Annotated in this window: 14 protein-coding genes; 11 read left to right on the top strand and 3 right to left on the bottom strand. The window is 71.3% G+C overall.

Annotated elements, in window-relative coordinates; genetic code table 11:
* Window positions 1–60 precede the first annotated feature (60 nt).
* Complete coding sequence (locus OG207_RS36070; protein WP_329104634.1) at window positions 61–1,044, top strand: fibronectin type III domain-containing protein; 984 nt, start codon at window positions 61–63, stop codon at window positions 1,042–1,044.
* A 62-nt stretch (window positions 1,045–1,106) separates the two neighbouring features.
* Complete coding sequence (locus OG207_RS36065; protein WP_329104632.1) at window positions 1,107–3,203, top strand: ATP-binding protein; 2,097 nt, start codon at window positions 1,107–1,109, stop codon at window positions 3,201–3,203.
* A gap of 152 nt (window positions 3,204–3,355) precedes the next feature.
* On the opposite strand, the gene OG207_RS36060 is transcribed toward OG207_RS36065, so the two are convergent.
* The gene (locus OG207_RS36060; RefSeq protein ID WP_030011808.1) at window positions 3,356–3,541 is read right to left on the bottom strand and encodes a DUF5999 family protein; all 186 of its coding nucleotides are present in this window, start codon (window positions 3,539–3,541) and stop codon (window positions 3,356–3,358) included.
* 155 nt (window positions 3,542–3,696) lie between these two features.
* On the opposite strand from OG207_RS36060, the gene OG207_RS36055 reads away from it, so the two are divergent.
* Together OG207_RS36055 and OG207_RS36050 are read left to right on the top strand one after the other, a co-directional pair.
* The gene (locus OG207_RS36055) at window positions 3,697–4,134 is read left to right on the top strand and encodes an SRPBCC family protein (RefSeq protein WP_329104630.1); all 438 of its coding nucleotides are present in this window, start codon (window positions 3,697–3,699) and stop codon (window positions 4,132–4,134) included.
* Window positions 4,135–4,205: 71 nt separating this feature from the next.
* Window positions 4,206–4,988 carry an LppU/SCO3897 family protein gene (locus tag OG207_RS36050; RefSeq protein WP_329104627.1) on the top strand — a complete coding sequence of 261 codons (783 nt, stop codon included), beginning with the start codon at window positions 4,206–4,208 and terminating at the stop codon, window positions 4,986–4,988.
* Window positions 4,989–5,046: 58 nt separating this feature from the next.
* On the opposite strand, the gene OG207_RS36045 is transcribed toward OG207_RS36050, so the two are convergent.
* Window positions 5,047–6,276 (bottom strand): acyl-CoA dehydrogenase family protein, encoded by a 1,230-nt coding sequence (locus OG207_RS36045; protein WP_329104625.1) that lies wholly within the window; start codon window positions 6,274–6,276, stop codon window positions 5,047–5,049.
* Between the two features lie 216 nt (window positions 6,277–6,492).
* Here OG207_RS36045 and OG207_RS36040 point away from each other — a divergent pair, with 216 nt between their 5' ends.
* Complete coding sequence (locus OG207_RS36040) at window positions 6,493–7,137, top strand: TetR family transcriptional regulator (protein ID WP_150256330.1); 645 nt, start codon at window positions 6,493–6,495, stop codon at window positions 7,135–7,137.
* 146 nt (window positions 7,138–7,283) lie between these two features.
* Here the strand turns inward: OG207_RS36040 and def are convergent, their stop codons facing one another.
* Entirely contained in the window at window positions 7,284–7,838 is a 555-nt protein-coding gene (gene def / locus OG207_RS36035) for a peptide deformylase (protein ID WP_329104621.1), read from the bottom strand.
* A 123-nt stretch (window positions 7,839–7,961) separates the two neighbouring features.
* Between def and OG207_RS36030 the strand changes: the two genes are divergently transcribed.
* From OG207_RS36030 to OG207_RS36005, 6 genes are all read left to right on the top strand, one after another.
* Window positions 7,962–9,200 (top strand): MurT ligase domain-containing protein, encoded by a 1,239-nt coding sequence (locus OG207_RS36030; protein ID WP_030010289.1) that lies wholly within the window; start codon window positions 7,962–7,964, stop codon window positions 9,198–9,200.
* A 20-nt stretch (window positions 9,201–9,220) separates the two neighbouring features.
* On the top strand, window positions 9,221–9,949 hold the full coding sequence (locus tag OG207_RS36025) for a type 1 glutamine amidotransferase (protein WP_329104618.1): 729 nt from the start codon (window positions 9,221–9,223) through the stop codon (window positions 9,947–9,949).
* Window positions 9,950–10,164: 215 nt separating this feature from the next.
* Complete coding sequence (locus OG207_RS36020) at window positions 10,165–11,190, top strand: 6-phosphofructokinase (protein ID WP_189746068.1); 1,026 nt, start codon at window positions 10,165–10,167, stop codon at window positions 11,188–11,190.
* A gap of 103 nt (window positions 11,191–11,293) precedes the next feature.
* Complete coding sequence (locus OG207_RS36015) at window positions 11,294–12,256, top strand: cytochrome c oxidase assembly protein (protein WP_329104617.1); 963 nt, start codon at window positions 11,294–11,296, stop codon at window positions 12,254–12,256.
* A 32-nt stretch (window positions 12,257–12,288) separates the two neighbouring features.
* Complete coding sequence (locus tag OG207_RS36010) at window positions 12,289–12,447, top strand: hypothetical protein (RefSeq protein WP_030010293.1); 159 nt, start codon at window positions 12,289–12,291, stop codon at window positions 12,445–12,447.
* Between the two features lie 84 nt (window positions 12,448–12,531).
* Complete coding sequence (locus OG207_RS36005; RefSeq protein WP_329104614.1) at window positions 12,532–13,242, top strand: lysophospholipid acyltransferase family protein; 711 nt, start codon at window positions 12,532–12,534, stop codon at window positions 13,240–13,242.
* The last annotated feature ends 27 nt before the right edge of the window (window positions 13,243–13,269 follow it).

Below are 13,269 nucleotides of genomic sequence, written 5' to 3'. Positions count from 1 at the left end.
GGTCCCGCCCGCCGTGCCATATATGTCTAGACCATTAAGGAAGCCGAGGAAGGCACTCCTGTGCGACGCAGCGCCCCCACGCTCGCCCTCCGCCTGGCCGTCGCAGGCATCACCGGCCTCACCGGCCTCACTGCCGTCACCGGCCTCACCGCCTGCGCCGCGCCCGATACCGAACCCCCGCCCGCCCCTGCCGGACTGACCGCCCAGGCCGGCAGCGCCACCAGCGTGCACGTCATGTGGAACGCGGCGGCCGACCGGGACGGGGTGACCGGCTACCAGGTCTTCCAAGCCGACCGCATGGTCCGCGAGCTCCCCGCAGAAAAGACCATGGTGGACATCACTGGCCTCGCCCCGCAGACCGGTTACGCCTTCACGGTGCGGGCCGAGGACGCCGCCGGCAACCTCTCCGAACCCGGCCCGGTCGCCCGGGTGACCACCCCCGCCGCCAAAGCCGAGGACCGTACGGCACCCACTTCCCCCGCCACCACCACCGCCCAGGCGACCGGACCCCGGTCGGCCCGGGTGTCCTGGACGGCGGCGACCGACGACACCGGCGTCACGGCCTACGACGTCTACCAGGGCGGGGTCCGCATCCACACGGCCGGCCCCGGCGAGAGCGCCACGGCCCTGGACAACCTCCGGCCGGACACCGTCTACACCTTCACCGTCCGGGCCCGCGACGGGGCGGACAACTCCTCCCCCGACGGTCCGGCGGTGGACGTGACGACCCCGCCGGCCTCCGGTGACGGCCCCGGCACGGCACCCGCCGACTTCGCTGCGACCGCCGCCCCGGGCGCCGTCACCCTGACGTGGACCGCCCCGGACACCGGCGACCCGGCCACCGAGTACGAGCTGTACGTCAACGGAGTGCCCACGACCGTCATCCAGTTCGGAGCGGGTGCGGTACCCACCGGCCGCGCGGAGCACCGGCTCACGGTGGCCGAGCCGACCGGCACGCCCTGGGCCGTGAAACTGCGGGCCAGGCTCCCGGACGGCAACTGGGGATCCTTCTCAGCGGAGCGGCGGATCACACTCGTCGCATGAAAGTGGACACCGATCCGGCTTGAACGGCACGGCCGCACGGGAAGATCGCGCACAATACATCCGTGTTCGGTGAGTACTCGTTCAATGACAGTCAGGCAGGATCCGCGGACGGCGATCCCGGACCGGACCCCTGCCCGGTGCCCGGCAACCTGCCCCCGGAACCTGCGAGCTTCGTCGGTCGGGAGCGCGAACTCCAGCTGCTCGACGACCTGTTGCACGAGCGAAGACTGATCACCCTCACGGGGGTGGGCGGCGTCGGCAAGTCACGGCTGGCCCTGCGGGCGGTCGCCACCGTCCGCCAGGTGCGCCCCGACGGGGTCTGGTGGGCGGAACTGTCACCCCTGCGCGATCCGAGCCTGCTCACCGCCACCGTCGCCCACACCGTGGGCCTCGCCGACCACTCCCCACGCCCCCTCGACGAGGAACTGTGCGCGTGGATGGCCGACAAGGAGCTGCTCCTGGTCCTGGACACCTGCGAGCACCTGGTGGCCGACTGCCGCCATCTCGTCGGCGAACTCCTGCAGTCTGCGCCCGGGTTGACGATCCTGGTCACCTCCCGCGAGCCGCTCGACATGCCGACCGAGGAGGTCGTGGAGGTCCGACCGCTGCCCTGCGAGGGGCCCGACAGCGATGCCCTCACGCTCTTCCGGGCCCGCGCGCTGGCCGCGACCCCGCGGGCAGCGGCCGTCTTCGCCGACCCCGCGCGCGCCGCCCTGGCCGCCGAGGTGTGCCGGCGCCTGGACGGCATCCCGCTCGCGCTGGAACTCGCGGGCGCCCGGATGCGGTTGTGGACGCTGGAGCACATGGCCGAGCGGATCGGCGAACGCTTGGAGGTGCTGTCCGACGCCCGGGCCGCGCTGCCGCGCCGGCACCAGACGATGCGGACCACGATCGGCTGGAGCCACGAACTGTGCGAGCCGCTGGAACGGCTGCTGTGGGCCCGGCTCTCGGTCTTCACCGGTGACTTCGACATCGCCGCGGCGCGCGCCGTCTGCTCGGGCGGACCGCTGCCCGCCGCCCGGGTGGAGCGCGTACTGGCGGGCCTCGCCGCCAAGTCCGTGGTCCTGCGCATCGAGGAACGCGGGACCGGGACCCGCTACCGGATGCTGGACACGATCCGCGAGTACGGACAGGACTGGCTGGGCGAGCTGGGCGAGGTGGAGATCGTCACCGACCGACACGCCCACTGGTACGCGGCACTCTCCCAGGCTGCCGAGCGGGGGTGGATGGGCCCGGGGCAGGTGGACTGGTACCGGAGGATCACCGCCGAGCACGCGCAGCTGCGCACCGCCCTGGAGCACCTGATCGCCGCCGACCCGACGGCGGCGCTGGAGATGGCCGGGGCCCTGTGGTTCTACTGGTTCGCGTGCGGGCACGTGCACGAGGGACGCGGCTTCCTGGAACGGGCCCTGCGGTCCGGTCCGCGCACGGGGGCCGCGTACAACCAGGCCGTGTGGGCCCTCGGACTCACCATGCTGCTCCAGGGCGACATGGACGCGGCGCGGCGACTCGGCGACGAGTGCACGCGCGACGCGGCGCGACTCGCGGACCCCGAGCGGGAGCTGCGCGCGGCCTACCTTGCGGCGGCGTCCGTCCTCATGCCCGGTGACCCGGTACGGGCCCTGAGCCTGGCCGGCCCCCGGGCCCGGGCGGGACACGGCGGGCGGACCAGCGGCACGGGCTGGCTGCTGTGCAAGCTGGCCACCAGCTACTCCCTGTGCGACTTGCGGCGCTTCGACGAGGCGACCGAGGAGGCACAGGCCCTGCGGGAGGCCTGCGCGGAGCTGGGCGAGCGCTGGCTGCGGGCGTACGCGGACTACATCCTGGCGGTGGCGGCGCTGGGCCTGGGCGACCACGGGGAGGCCGCCCGGCACGTACGGGCCATGCTCTCCGGAAAACGGCTGCTCGGCGACCGCTTCGGCATCGCGCTCGGCCTGGACCTGCTGGCCGCTGCGGTGGCCGGGCTGGGCGACGGTGAACTCGCGGCTCGACTGCTCGGCACCGCGCACGCCTGGTGGCGCACGGTGGGCCGCCCGCAGATGGGCTCACCTTCACTGAGGGCCCTGCGGGACCAGGGCGAGCAGCAGGCCCGCGCGGCGATCGGGGACGCCGCCTACGAGACGGCGTTCCTGGGCGGCGCGGCTGCGCCCACCGGCTGAGTCTCGGCCGGTGGGCCTGGAATACGGCCTAAGTCCTGGGCTCCCGTCAGTACGGGAGGGGTCTGCCCGACGGTGTGCGCAGGTCCAGGTCTCGGGGGGCGGGCTTCGGGACGGGCTTACGGATCAGCTGCTGGCGCATGCTGCCTCCTCGCTCAGACCAGGGCCGGGCGGCGGGGTTCCACCGTACGGCTGTCGGGGAGCAGTTCACCGGTGTCGTCGAACACCACGACTCCGTTGCACAGCAGGCTCCAGCCCTGTTCAGGGTGGGAGGCCACGATGCGGGCGGCGTCGTGATCGGCGCTGTCGGCAGTCGGGCAGGGTGGCTGGTGGGAGCACATGGCGCACCTCCTCGCGAAGTGGGGCGGGAGCGCCGGTGGTCACCCGGTCGAATCCGCGATCCACGGTGGCGGTGAGTATTACTGATCGCCGCCCCCGGACGGAACCCATATCGGCCGTCCAGTTCAGGGTGTGTATGCCCGCTTACCATGCGCTCATGCCCGCTATCCGGATCGTTCACCGCACGTCTTTGCAGCCGCTCGAGGCGTGGCCGATGCTCACGGACTGGGAGCGCCACGGCGCGCAGGTCCCGCTCACCCGGACGATCATCGAGACGGCGCCCCCGACCCGCGTCGGAACGATCTTCACGGCACGGACGGGCGTGAGCAGGATCACATTCGACGATCGCATGGAGGTCGTCGAATGGCGACCCCCTGCCGAAGGCCTGTCGGGATTGGTCCGACTGGAGAAGCGCGGCCGGACGGTGACGGGCTGGGCGGAGATCGAGATCCGCCCTTTGCACACGGGCGGCGCAGAGGTCCATTGGCGGGAGGAACTGCACCTGCGCGGCTTCCCCCGCGCCCTGGATCCCCTGGTCGCGGCGGCGGGCCGGTTCCTCTTCGGCCGGGCCCTCGCGCGACTGCTGCGGCCCTGAGGCCGCGTCCGGCAGGGCGTAGGGTGCCGTGATCACCGTTTCGGTGATCATGAACCGATCGAGGAGTCTCCGTGGCCACTCCGCCACAGCCGCAGCAACAGGGCGCCGGCCCGTACAACCCCTACGGCGCGCCCGTCCCGCAGCAGGGCGGCCCGGGCGGCCCCTGGCACGCCGGACCGCAGCCACACGGCGCGTACGGCACGTACGGCGCGTACGGCGCGCACCCCGAGCCGGGCCGGTACGGCTGCCGACTGTGCGGGGCCTGGCCCGCCGCGCACGCGACCGTACGCGGGCACCAGGGCCTGATCGTGCTGATGCGGTTCCTGAGCCTGCGCGGACCGTTCTGCCGCGACTGCGGGCTGGCCAGCTACCGCCGCATGTCCTCCGACACCCTCTGGCAGGGCTGGTGGGGGCCGCTGTCCCTCTTCATCACGCCCGTGACCCTGCTGATGAACCTCGGCCCGCGGGCGTCCTTCCGGAAGCTCGCTCCGCCGACGGGCGGCTACCGGCCGGCGCTCGACCCGGGCAAGCCGCTGTGGCGCCGGGGCCCGGTCCTGCTGTTCCTCACACCGGTGCTGCTCGTCCTCCTGGGGATCCCCGCGCTGATCGGGATCGCCCTGTTGGTCGGTGACGACACGCCGACGCTGTCGGTGGGCCAGTGCGTCGCCGACGAGTGGGACGGGAAGCACCTGAGGCTGCGCGTGCGGGACTGCGGTTCGCCGAAGGCCGAGTACCGCGTCAGCAAGCGACCGAAGACATCCGCCGACGGCTGCGCCCCGCTCGACCGGATCACCGGGTCGGACTACGGAGCGATGGGCTCCACGCTCGCCTGCCTCACTCCTCTGCCCAAGTGACGCGAAGGCTCCCGGACGCCGCGCGGCGTCCGGGAGCCCTCGTGCGCGGGCCCGCCGGCTAGCGGATCGGCATGCCGGAGATCGTGCGGGCGATCACCAGGCGCTGGATCTCGCTGGTTCCCTCGAAGATCGTGTAGATGGCGCTGTCCCGGTGCATGCGCTCCACCGGGTACTCACGGGTAAAGCCGTTGCCGCCGAGGATCTGGACCGCCTGGGCGGTGACCTTCTTGGCGACCTCGCTCGCGAAGAGCTTCGACATCGAGCCCTCCGCCGACTCGAACGGCCGGCCCGCCACCGCCATCCAGGACGCCCGCCACACCAGCAGCCGGGCCGCGTCGATCTGCGTCCGCATGTCGGCGAGCTGGAAGGCCACACCCTGGTTGTCGATGATCGGGCGGCCGAACTGGGTGCGGGTCTTCGCGTAGTCGAGGGCCACCTCGTACGCGGCGCGCGCGGTGCCGACGGCCATCGCACCGACCGCCGGCCGGGAGGCCTCGAAGGTGGCCATGGCCGCGTTCTTCACCCTCTCGCCGCCGCCGCTGCGTGCGCGCTCGTGGGCCCGCGCGAGGCGCTCGTCCAGCTTCTCCTTGCCGCCGAGCAGGCAGGAGCCGGGGATCCGTACGTCTTCCAGCACCACCTCGGCGGTGTGCGAGGCACGGATGCCGTGCTTCTTGAACTTCTGGCCCTGGGACAGTCCGGGGGTGTTCGGCGGGATGATGAAGGAGGCGTGTCCCTTGGTCCCCAGCGCGGGGTCGACGACCGCGACCACGATGTGGACGTTGGCGATGCCGCCGTTCGTCGCCCAGGTCTTGGTGCCGTTCAGCACCCATTCGTCCTTGGCCTGGTCGTAGACCGCCCGGGTGCGCATCGAGCCGACGTCGGAGCCGGCGTCCGGCTCGGAGGAGCAGAAGGCGGCGACCTTCACGTCGTCCGGGGTTCCGTACATCTGCGGGATCCAGGTGCCGATCTGCTCCTCGGTGCCGTTGGCGACGACGCCGATGGCCGCGAGTCCGGTGCCCACGATGGACAGCGCGATGCCCGCGTCGCCCCAGAAGAGCTCCTCCATCGCCATCGGAATGCCGAGGCCCGTCGGGTCGAAGAACTGCTGGGCGTAGAAGTCCAGCGAGTAGATGCCGACCTTGGCCGCCTCCTGGATGACGGGCCAGGGAGTCTCTTCGCGCTCGTCCCATTCCGCGGCCGCGGGGCGCATCACATCGGCGGCGAAGCCATGGATCCAGTCCCGCACCTGCTTCTGGTCGTCGTTCAGCTCCATGGTGAACTCCGCCATGTCCCCTCCACCTGTCTGTCCTCGGCCCTGCGGAAGTTACTAGCGGTAACCTACGCGAAGACCACAGTGTGTTACCGGCGAGTAAGCACTGTCAAGCACCGTCCGCACCGGCCACGACGCCGGACGGAGTGGCCTCCGGTTCGATCGACAGGGTGTGCGGGGTGTTACGTTGCGTGGGCGTCACGCACATCGCAAGGGCGGGGAGAGAAACACGTCATGGAGACCACTCAGCAGGCCGGTGAGCCGGGAGCGGCCGAACGCCGCCGTCGGGAACTGCTCGAAGCCGCCGACCGGGTCGTGCTCAGGGACGGCCCCAAAGCCTCCATGAACGCGATCGCGGCCGAGGCCGGCATCACCAAGCCCATCCTCTACCGGCACTTCGGGGACAAGGCGGGCCTCTACCAGGCGCTCGCGGTCCGGCACACCGACGCCCTGCTCGACTCGCTGCGGGCCGCGCTCGACGCCCCCGCCGAGCGGCGCCGCCGGGTGGAGGCGACCCTCGACACCTATCTTGCCGCCATCGAGGCCCGCCCGCAGGTCTACCGCTTCCTCATGCACCCGGCCGAGGACTCCCACAGCGCCGAACGCGGCTTCGACGTCGGCCTGCACTCGGCCCCGCTGCTGCGCCGGCTCGGCGAGGAACTGGCCGAGGTGATCGGCGAACGGGTGGACCTCGGTCCGGGGGGCGAACGCCTCGCCCGGATCTGGGGCCACGGCATCGTCGGCATGATGCACGCGGCCGGCGACTGGTGGCTGGGCGAACGCCCCTGCGAGCGCGCGGACCTGGTCGCGGGCCTCACGGACCTCCTCTGGGGCCGCCTGGCCACCGCCGGCAACCGCGAAGACGGCCCGGGCTTCTAGCCCGTTTCAGCCCCGCCGGCGTTTGAGGGGCAGGTCCGGGCGGAGCCCGGTGCCCGGCGGAGCCGGGTTTCCTGGGGCTCCCGGCCCCAGACCCCGCTCCTCAAACACCGGAGGGGCTAGACATGCCCCGGCGAAGGTGGATCGGGCTAGCCGCGCAGCGCCCCGGCTCCCCAGGGGGTCTTCCGGATGGCACGCCGCAGGCGACGGGCGCGCAGGCCCGTCACGCGGTCCGCGTACACCGTCCCGTCGAGGTGGTCGCACTCGTGCTGGAGGCACCGCGCGAAGAACCCCGTCCCGGCGATCCGAACGGCCGCCCCGTTCGACGTGACGCCTTCCACCACCGCGTGGTCGAAGCGGACCGTCCCCGCCTCCAGCCCCGGCAGGGACAGGCACCCCTCCGGCCCCCGGAACTCGTCCCCGTCGGCCGTGACCAACCGCGGGTTGACGATGTGCCCGACGTGGCGGACGTCCTCGTCGTCGGGGCAGTCGTAGACGAACACCCGCTGCCCGACGCCGATCTGGTTCGCGGCGAGCCCGACGCCCTCGGCGGCGTACATCGTGGCGAACATGTCCTCGATGAGCCGGTCGAGTTCCGGGCCGAACTCGGTGACTTCCGCGCACGCGGAGTGGAGCACCGGATCACCCAACAGGCTCATGGGGCGGACGAGGCCGGCGGTACCGGGAATGGGGCGCTGTCGCATGGCCACAACCCTACGACGGGCGACTATATGAGGAGATCCGCGGCGGGGCGGGGGCGCCGCGGTCAAGGCTCCGGCCGGTACTGGATAGGCTGGGGCCGACCGACGCAAGGAGGACAAGGGACGATGGCAGGCAACACGGAGCCGCTTTCGCCGCGGGCCAAGCTGGCCGTGACGGCGGGCAAGGCCGCGGCGGCGGTGTCGCGGGCCGCGGGACGCGGAAGCGGATCGGTAATCGGTGGCAAGGTCGCACTCAGGCTCGACCCCGATCTTCTCGGCGCGCTGGCGCAACATCTCGATGTCGTCCTCGTGTCCGCGACGAACGGCAAGACCACGACGACCCGACTGATCGCGGAGGCCCTGCGGGCCAGCGGTCCGGTCGTCTCCAACGCCTTGGGCGCCAACATGCCGGCGGGCATCACCTCCGCGCTGGCCGGCGGCTCGGACGCCAAGTACGGCGTCATCGAGGTCGACGAGAAGTACCTGGCCGGAGTGGCCCGGGACGTCACCCCCAAGGTGATCGCCCTGCTCAACCTCTCCCGCGACCAGCTGGACCGCGCCGCCGAGACCCGCATGCTCGCGGAGAAGTGGCGCGAGGGGCTCCAGGGCTCCAAGGCGGTCATCGTCGCCAACTGCGACGACCCGCTGATCGTGTGGTCCGCCTCCTCCTCCCAGAACGTGGTGTGGGTCGCGGCCGGCCAGGAGTGGAAGGACGACGCCTGGTCCTGCCCCTCCTGCGGCGGTGTCATGCAGCGCCCGGGCGACGACTGGTTCTGCGGCGAGTGCGGCTTCCGGCGCCCGACCCCGACGTGGGTGCTCTCCGGCGACCACGTGCTGGACCCGCACGGCTCGGCCTGGCCGATCCACCTCCAGCTGCCCGGCCGTGCCAACAAGGCCAACGCGGCCACCTCGGCCGCCGTGGCCGCCGTCTTCGGCGTACCGCCGCAGGTGGCGCTGGAGCGGATGTACCAGGTGCAGGCCGTCGCCGGCCGCTACGACGTGGTCAGCTTCCAGGGCCGTGAGCTGCGGCTGCTGCTCGCGAAGAACCCGGCGGGCTGGCTCGAAACGTTTTCTCTGATCGATCCCCCGCCGACCCCGGTGATCCTCTCGGTGAACGCGCGCGGCGCCGACGGCACCGACACCTCGTGGCTGTGGGACGTGGACTACCCGCGGCTCGCCGGTCACCCGATCTTCGTGATCGGTGACCGCAAGCTGGACCTCGCGGTCCGCCTGGAGGTCGCGGGCCTGGACTTCCGCGTGTGCGACACCCTCGACGAGGCCGTGCAGCTCGCGCCGCCCGGCCAGATCGAGCTGATCGCCAACTACACCGCCTTCCAGGACGTGCGCCGCCGCGTCGGCAACTAGTACCCATAAAGGACAAGAGCATGAGCGACAACAGCCTGCGTCTGGTGTGGGTCTACCCGGACCTGCTGAGCACGTACGGAGACCAGGGCAACGCCCTCGTGGTGGAGCGCCGGGCGCGCCAGCGCGGCCTGGACGTGCAGCGCGTGGACGTGCGCAGCGACCAGCCGATCCCCACTTCGGGCGACATCTACCTGATCGGCGGTGGCGAGGACCGGCCGCAGCGCCTGGCCGCGGAGCGCCTGCTGCGCGACGGCGGTCTGGAGCGGGCCGTCTCCAACGGGGCGATCGTCTTCTCCGTCTGCGCCGGATACCAGATCCTCGGCAAGGAATTCGTCAACGACCAGGGCCAGCGCCAGGAGGGCCTCGGCCTGCTGGACGTCGTCACCGTGCGCGGTGAGGGCGAGCGGTGCGTCGGCGACGTCCTCGGGGACATCGACCCGCGCCTGGGCCTGCCCCAGCTGACGGGCTTCGAGAACCACCAGGGCGTGACCCACCTCGGCCCGACGGCCAAGGCGTTCGCCCGGGTGACCATGGGCCGCGGCAACGGCACCGGTGACGGAACCGAAGGCGCGTACAACGACACGGTGTTCGGCACGTACATGCACGGTCCCGTGATGGCCCGCAATCCGCACATCGCGGACCTGCTGCTGAAGCTGGCCCTCGACGTGAACGCGCTGCCGGCCATAGACGACCGGTGGTACGAGGCGCTGCGCGCGGAGCGCATCGCGGCTGCGACGCAGCCCGCGTAGCACCCGGAGAACCGCTCATCGGGGCGGCCCCTCCATCATCTGTTCGGCCCGGTTTTCCCTAGGGGGAACCGGGCCGACGTGGTTTCGCACGACGAGTGCGACCAGCATGTGGAGGATGGTTCAGCCCACCGCTCCGGCGCTTGTAGGGTGGCGTTAGTTCCAACCGGACGACGTGGTCCGGTCGTCGGCCCACGTTGCAAAGGTCCGTTCCTGCCATGCGCATAGGTGTGCTCACTTCCGGTGGCGACTGCCCCGGTCTCAACGCCGTCATCCGCTCCGTCGTGCACCGTGCCGTGGTCGACCACGGTGATGAGGTGATCGGCTTCCTCGACGGCTGGAAGGGCCTGCTGGAGGCGGACTACCGCAAGCTCGACCTCGACGCGGTCGGTGGCATCCTCGCCCGCGGCGGCACCATCCTCGGCTCTTCCCGGGTCCAGCCCGCGCACCTGCGCGACGGCGTGGAGCGCGCCCGCGGCCACGTCGCGGACCTCGGCCTCGACGCGATCATCCCGATCGGCGGCGAGGGCACGCTGAAGGCGGCGAACCTGCTCTCGCAGGCCGGTCTGCCCATCGTCGGCGTCCCGAAGACCATCGACAACGACATCGCCTCCACCGACGTCACCTTCGGCTTCGACACCGCCGTCGGGGTGGCCACGGAGGCGCTGGACCGGCTGAAGACCACCGCCGAGTCCCACCAGCGGGTGATGGTCGTGGAGGTCATGGGCCGCCACACGGGCTGGATCGCCCTGCACTCGGGCATGGCGGCCGGCGCGCACGCGATCGTCGTGCCGGAGCGCCCCTTCGACATCGAGCAGCTGACGGAGATCGTCGGCGAGCGCTTCTCCGCGGGCAAGCGGTTCGCGATCGTCGTGGTCGCCGAGGGCGCCAAGCCGCGCCCCGGGTCGATGGACCTGGAGGAGGGCGGCGTCGACATGTACGGGCACGAGCGGTTCGCCGGCATCGGCAACCGCCTCGCCGTGGAGCTGGAGCACCGTCTGGGCAAGGAGGCCCGGCCGGTGATCCTGGGCCACGTGCAGCGCGGTGGCACGCCCACCGCGTACGACCGGGTCCTCGCCACCCGCTTCGGCTGGCACGCGGTGGAGGCGGCGCACCGAGGCGAGTTCGGCATGCTGACCGCGCTGCGCGGGACGGACATCGTGATGGTGCCGCTCGCAGAGGCGACCTCGACCCTCAAGACGGTTCCGGCCGACCGGTACGACGAGGCGCAGACGGTTCTCTGACGCCCCTTTTGTACGCCCCTCATATCCTGGGCCGCCCCCGCGCGCAAGAGCGTACGGGGGCGGCATTACTGTGGTGGGGCATCACGGTCAAGGGAGTGAACAGATGGATCACAGCGGGCACGGCATGGACATGCACATGGACATGGACCTGCCGCCGTTCACTCTCGGGCGCGGGCTGGAGTTCTCCTTCGACTCCTTCTTCCTGATCGGCTCGCTGGCCGGGCTGGCCCTGTACGGGTGGGGCGTGCTGCGACTGCGCCGGCGGGGGGACGCCTGGCCGCTGGGCCGGACCATCGCCTTCACCGTGGGCGTGCTGACCGTGCTCCTCGTGATGTGCACCAAGCTGAACGACTACGGCATGGTCATGTTCAGCGTCCACATGGTCCAGCACATGGTGATCAGTATGGTCACCCCGATCCTCGTGCTACTGGGTGCCCCGGTGACGTTGGCGCTGCGTGCGCTGCCGCCGGCGGCCCGCGGCAGCAAGGGGCCGCGCGAGCTGCTGCTGATGCTGCTGCACAGCCGGTACATGAAGGTGATCACCCACCCGGCCTTCACGATCCCGATGTTCATCGCGAGCCTCTACGCCCTGTACTTCACCCCGCTCTTCGACTTCCTGATGGAGAGCCGGACCGGACACATCGCGATGATGGTCCACTTCCTCGCGGTCGGCCTCATCTTCTTCTGGCCGATCATGGGCATCGACCCGGGTCCGCACCGGCCCGGCTACGTGATGCGGATGCTGGAACTGTTCGCGGGCATGCCCTTCCACGCGTTCTTCGGCATCGCCCTGATGATGGCGAGCCAGCCGATGATCAAGACGTACGCGAACCCGCCGGCGTCGCTCGGCATCGACCCCCTGCTCGACCAGCAGTGGGGCGGCGGCATCGCCTGGGCCTTCAGCGAGATCCCCTCGGTGCTGGTCCTGATCGCCCTCGTCTACCAGTGGTACCACTCCGAACAGCGGGCCGCGCGGCGGTCCGACCGGGCCGAGGACCGCAATGGCGACAAGGAGCTGGCGGCGTACAACGCGTATCTCGCCTCGCTCCGAGCGCGTGGCCAGTAGCGCGACACCGGCTTCTCGCGTCACCATGGGGCATGACCGGATCCGTTAAGGCGATGGCCGTAATGACCTTCGCCGCTCTGGTGGCCGTCGCCACGTATTCCGTGGCCCTCGGCAGCAACGGCTGGCTGTGGTTCGGCTGGGTGGTGCTGGGGCTGCTGACCGCCGGGATGGCCGCCACGCGCAATGTCTGAGCAAGGTCCCGTCCGCCCCCTGCTCCCCCGGGCTCACCGTCCGTAAAATGGCTGTGACAACGGGATGTCGACGGGAGCGGCCTGGTGTTCTACCACTTGCTCAAGCACGTGTTGCTCGGTCCCCTGCTGCGGCTGCTGTTCAGACCCCGGATCGAGGGCCTGGAGAACATCCCCGCTGAGGGTGCCGCCATCGTCGCGGGCAATCACCTGTCCTTCTCCGACCACTTCCTGATGCCCGCCATCCTCAAGCGGCGGATCACCTTCCTGGCCAAGGCCGAGTACTTCACCGGTCCCGGGGTCAAGGGCCGGCTCACCGCCGCCTTCTTCCGCAGCGCCGGGCAGATCCCCGTGGATCGCTCGGGCAAGGACGCCGGACGGGCCGCCCTGCGCGAGGGGCTGGCGGTGCTGGCCAAGGACGAGCTGTTGGGCATCTACCCGGAGGGCACGCGCTCGCACGACGGCCGGCTCTACAAGGGCAAGGTGGGCGTGGCGGCGATGGCCCTGGGCGCCCGGGTGCCCGTGGTGCCCTGCGCGATGGTCGGCACCTTCGAGATCCAGCCGCCGGGGAAGAAGATCCCGAAGATCCGGCGGGTGACGATCCGCTTCGGCGAGCCGCTGGACTTCTCCCGCTACGCCGGGATGGAGGGCGAGCGGGCGGTCCTGCGGGCGGTCACCGACGAGATCATGTACGCGATCCTCGGGCTGTCCGGCCAGGAGTACGTCGACCGGTACGCGGCCGAGGTCAAGGCCGAGGAGGAGGAACAGCGGAAGAAGGCCCGGCGCACCGCGCGCTGAGCCTTCTCCCGCTCGCTCCCGCCGGTC

The sequence above is a fragment of the Streptomyces sp. NBC_01439 genome (genome assembly GCF_036227605.1).
GTDB lineage: Bacteria > Actinomycetota > Actinomycetes > Streptomycetales > Streptomycetaceae > Streptomyces.
Note: the sequence above shows the minus strand (reverse complement) of the source record. Positions and strands in the feature narration are given on the sequence as shown.